This window comes from Microcoleus sp. Pol7_A1, from assembly GCF_036701085.1.
In the GTDB taxonomy this organism is placed as follows: domain Bacteria; phylum Cyanobacteriota; class Cyanobacteriia; order Cyanobacteriales; family Microcoleaceae; genus Microcoleus; species Microcoleus asticus.
Genome location: NZ_JAUBQD010000131.1, coordinates 1 through 4630, shown reverse-complemented (window position 1 = coordinate 4630; position 4630 = coordinate 1). Strand labels below are relative to the sequence as shown.

The window sequence follows — 4630 nt, the reverse complement described above, 5'->3', positions numbered from 1 at the left end:
GCGCGGATCTTTGACAGAGTTCTGGTGTTCTGTGTTGAGATTAAACACGCCATTAAATCCTAAGTAAGGGACTTTATGGGCATTCATCGAGATAACTTGAGTGGCTACAGGTGATGGAGGCGTAATTTTTGGGGGCGCTGCCGGAACAGTCTTTTCAGAAGGACTTGCAATGTTTTCTGAGGCTGGTTTCGCGTCAGGTTGACTGACTTGTGGTGCATCTGATAGGGGTTGAAAGCGATCGTTACTACCCCAGTTACAATGAGAACTGCCTTGAGTTGAAATCGTTTCATGGATATCTCTTGCTAGAAAAATTGAGAACGCGAGCCAGTCGTTGCCAAGTCGAAAAATAACTATCAAAACTGTATGGAAAATGAAGCAATTACTGTCAATGGTTCACCAGGCTGATTGCCTGACTCGCGGGCACCATTGACAGCTTCAATGTAGTTGACATTGAACAGGTTTTTAATATTTATGGCAGCTCGCCAATTATCGCGCTGATAAAAAACAGCAGCATTGGGGAGGAAATAACTATCCGCTTGAAAGCTGTTAGCTAAATCCCCTTGTCTCTCGCCAACAAAGTTGAACCCAAGCCCAAAACCTAAACCCTGCAACTCGCCGCTTTGAATTTCATAAGTTGTCCACAGACTACCGCTATGTTTGGGAACATTAAACAATCTGTTGCCCACCAACTCGCGGTCTGTATCTGCTGTAACTTCAGCGTCAGTGTAGGCGTAAGCTGCAATAATATTCCACCCCGGCAAAATTTGTCCCGAAATATCGAATTCAAGACCTCGACTCCGCTGTTCCCCAGAGGCAATTGAGAATAAAAGATTATTCGGATCAGTGACAGCAACGTTCTGTTTTTTAATGTCAAAGTATGCCACTGTAGCCGCCAGCCTTCTGTCGAGCAACTCAGCTTTGACACCGACTTCGTAACCCGAGCCGGTTTCGGGTTCGATCAGACCGCCCCCGGCTGTTGTTGCCGAACCTGGATTAAAAGAGCGCGAATAACTCGCATAAAGAGAAACTTCTGGAATGGGTTGATAAACAATCCCTGCACGGGGGGAAAAATCATCGTAATTTTGAGTTGTTTCGCTTGCATCTGGGTTGGAAGTACCCGGAATAACTCGGTTTTTTTGCTCTGCGGTGTCATAGCGAAGACCTGCTAGCAGCTTTAAATTATCGAAGATTGAAATTTGATCTTGCACGTAGAATCCATATCGGCTTGTCTTTACCCTATTTCCTCCAAAACCAGGTAGTGTATTCTCATCTGGCTTGGGAATTTGTCCGTAAACCGGATTGAAAATATTGATGGAACTCGGTGTTTCAAAATCACCGACTGTGAAAATTCTTTCATTATTGTAGCTGATGTCTGCACCGAATAGAAGAGTGTGTTTGACTGAACCTGTAGCAAACTCACCTACGATGTTTGTTTGGAAGGCGTAGTTTTTATCTTGGCCGTCTTGAGAAGCAAAGACGCGATCGAGGGTGCTAGTTGCATCATCAAAGCCAAATGGAAGAGCGATTACATTGAAATCGTAGTCGTAGGATGAATAGCGAAACGCATTTCGTAGCTTCCAGTTGTTACTGAAACGGTACTCGAAATTGTAGCCAACATTCAAGTATTGAGTGTCTACTCTATCATCGGGTTCGCCGGCAACGCGATCGCGCGGAACGTCAACAACCCGACGACCAATCACAGGCAGTCCATTATCAGCAGCCCGCTTATCATCGATGTATTCAAGAGAAACTGTCAAGTCGGCGCGATCGCTTATTTTCCAAGCAAGCGTCGGCCCAATAAAGAACCGCTGATTGTCTTGGTTAAAGCCCCGATAATTATCACTTGTTTGGTACAATCCGTTCAGGCGGTAAAGCAGGCTGCGATCTGAGGTTAAAGGGCCGGAAATGTCAAAGCGGGGTCGGATAAAACTCTGGTTTCCAAGTTGCAGTTCAGCTTCGTAGAAAGGTTCTGACAGCGGTTGTTTGGATACTAAGTTAATTAAACCGCCTGGTTGAATCTCGCCGAACAAAATTGAAGCTGGCCCTTTCAGAACTTCAACGCGATCGAGGTTGGCGATTTCTGGAAAAGACTGATAATTACCATATCGCCTGAACCCATCTCGCAAGACAGGGGCATCGCCAAAACCCCGAAGGCCGAATGTGGTGCCCCGCCCTGTAAGATTTCCGCCCACTGTGACACCGCTAACGTTGCGGAGTGCCTCATCTAAGCGGGTGACTTGTTGATCTTCTATCACTTCTTGAGGGACAACTTGGATCGACTGAGGAATATCTCGAATTGGCGTGTCGGTTCTCGTCGCAGTGGAAGCATCGGGAGCTCGATAGGGAGTTTGCTGATCGGCGGTGACTATGATATTAATATCTTCTTGGGGACTGGGTGTCACGCCTAAAACTAATCCCCGAGCGCTGTTTACTACCTCTGATGTCGGTGCTGCTTTTATGCCAGTTACACTCACTTGAATCCGATTGCCTTCCAACTGAGTTACTGTTACGGATGCAATTCCTCGATCTGCACTAGAAGCTTGAAATCCCGCACCTGAAGGTAAAGCTAATTGGGCATTTTCAATATCTGCGATCGCGCTTTTTCCCTCTATTCTGGTCGTAGCTTGCAGCACTTGCCCCTCAGGTGTCTCTAGAATTACTTGTAAACCGCTGGCAGTTGGGTTCAATCGCACACCCGTTACTTGTACAACTGATTGAGAGATTTGCACTCCTGAAGAGAAGCTAAAACTTGGTTGCCGCGGCAATAACCCCTCTGCACTGGTGCTGGGTTGCTGGATGTCGTTGACTTTCGCGATTTCTGTTGTTGGCACTAATGGCTGTGCGGATGCTAGTGAGATATTAGACATCTCCACAGACTCTTCTGGGGCAGGCATCTTGCCTGCCATTGACTGTATTTTTACAGTCGATTTGTTAAGAGTAAAACTTTCGCTCTCGCTCGGCTTTGAAGTATCAAATCTCAAGTTGGAATTTGGTTGGTTCTCTTCCCCGACTACAGGAGATTTAACTTCTAACTCTATCGCTTCTATTTCCGAATTTTCTGATCTCTGTATTTTCGATGAAGCTGTTACTAATTCGGCTGTTTCCGCAGCTCTAGCCTGCTCTATTGCTAGCAATGAAGTCAAGTTGGAATTTGGTTGGTTCTCTTCCCCGACTACAGGAGATTTAACTTCTAACTCTATCGCTTCTGTTTCCGAATTTTCTGACATCGGAATTTCCGATGAAGCTGTTACTAATTCTGCTGTTTCCGCAGCTCTAGCCTGCCCTATTGCTAGGAATGACATCGTACCAATTAAACACAAAGAATGGACTAAATTAAAACGTTTCACAATTAAACCTCACACACGAGTAAATAAACTTGAACAGAAATCATGGAACTTATTGCAGGATTACGGTTTTTCTCCTGCCACTAAGATACCTAACCGTTGCTGGGAGCTACGAAGGTTGGTAAACCCAATCTTGGTCAACCAACCATTCTAAGATTGTTGGCTGCGGCCAAATACGTCCGCCACAGGTGACGTAGTAGATTAGAGAAAATAAACTAATTGGTGAACTCAGTTTGCCGCGATCGCCTGGATGAAACATATTATTAACGATCGCGCTGCCACCCGATCGCAGTGCTTGAAATGCCTTTGATAGTGTCAATTCGCACTCCTCAGCTTTCAGGCAATGCAGAATATTAGAGAGAAAAAAAACATCATAATCGGTGTCCCAATCTGTCTCTAGTAAATTGCCTTCAATGTAATGAATGCGCGAACTCAACCCGGCCTCTTCAATTCTTAGTTTACCTGCTTTTATCGCATTAGGCAAATCCAGAATATCAACTTTTAAATCTGGATACTGCTGGCAGAAAGCAATGCTGTATTCAGCAGGCCCACCAGCCACATCCAGCAATCGTTTGGGTGCCGGATTTAGCTTAGCAAACTTTAGTACATTTGGCGCTCCTTGTTGATTACTGCTTTCGATCATCGTGTAGTAGTTTAAGGAGCAAGTGGGAAATTGAGGATCGAAGTGAAAATTAGGGACTTCTCCGGTGCGGATGTCTTCTTCCAGTAACACCATTTGTGGGCTAATATCTCCACCTAATCGCAGGAAATCCTGAATATAACCGCCAGCTTGAGTTAAATATTGCGCTGATTCTTGAGTAAGTTTGTACCGATCGCCTTGGCGGTTTACAAATCCAAAGCCGTCTAGACTTTCTAGCAAAACTTGCATTCCGCGAGCATCGCAATTCATGGTTTTTGCTAGTTCATTAGCAGTTTGGGGATGCTCTTTCAAGGCATCAAAAACTCCCAATCGCACGGCAGTTACTACAGCTTGACTGACTCCCATGCCGAGCATTGCTAATAAAAATGGCGAGAGTTCTTTTCTGGTTTGGAGCGCGATCGCTTCTAGGCTATTTTCTGGTTTTATACTTAGTAGCATTTATTTTCTTCTAGTCTTATTAAAGTTAACATGAGTTTTGAACTTTTTTTGGCCAGAAATAGACTGCTCAACAGAAAGAACCCACTTACTGCTCATGTCACTCTCCTTTGCCACATTTTGTTTTGCCACCACCACAATAAGTCCCCCACCAAGGATTGAATTTAGCCGGATCTTCTTGATCTTTGGT

General features: G+C 45.0%; 3 protein-coding genes and 1 pseudogene. All 4 read right to left on the bottom strand.

Annotation, left to right across the window (positions count from 1 at the left end):
* Positions 1–357 (bottom strand): annotated as a pseudogene (locus QUA20_RS31380) (hypothetical protein); the annotation flags it as partial.
* Complete coding sequence (locus tag QUA20_RS31375; RefSeq protein WP_333194236.1) at positions 354–3347, bottom strand: TonB-dependent receptor; 2994 nt, start codon at positions 3345–3347, stop codon at positions 354–356. The pseudogene QUA20_RS31380 and the gene QUA20_RS31375, both read right to left, overlap by 4 nt.
* Before the next feature lie 106 nt (positions 3348–3453).
* Positions 3454–4443, bottom strand: coding sequence for a class I SAM-dependent methyltransferase (locus QUA20_RS31370; RefSeq protein WP_333194234.1), 990 nt, complete (start codon positions 4441–4443; stop codon positions 3454–3456).
* A partial coding sequence (locus tag QUA20_RS31365) for a hypothetical protein (protein ID WP_333194233.1) occupies positions 4444–4630 on the bottom strand: 187 nt, incomplete at its 5' end.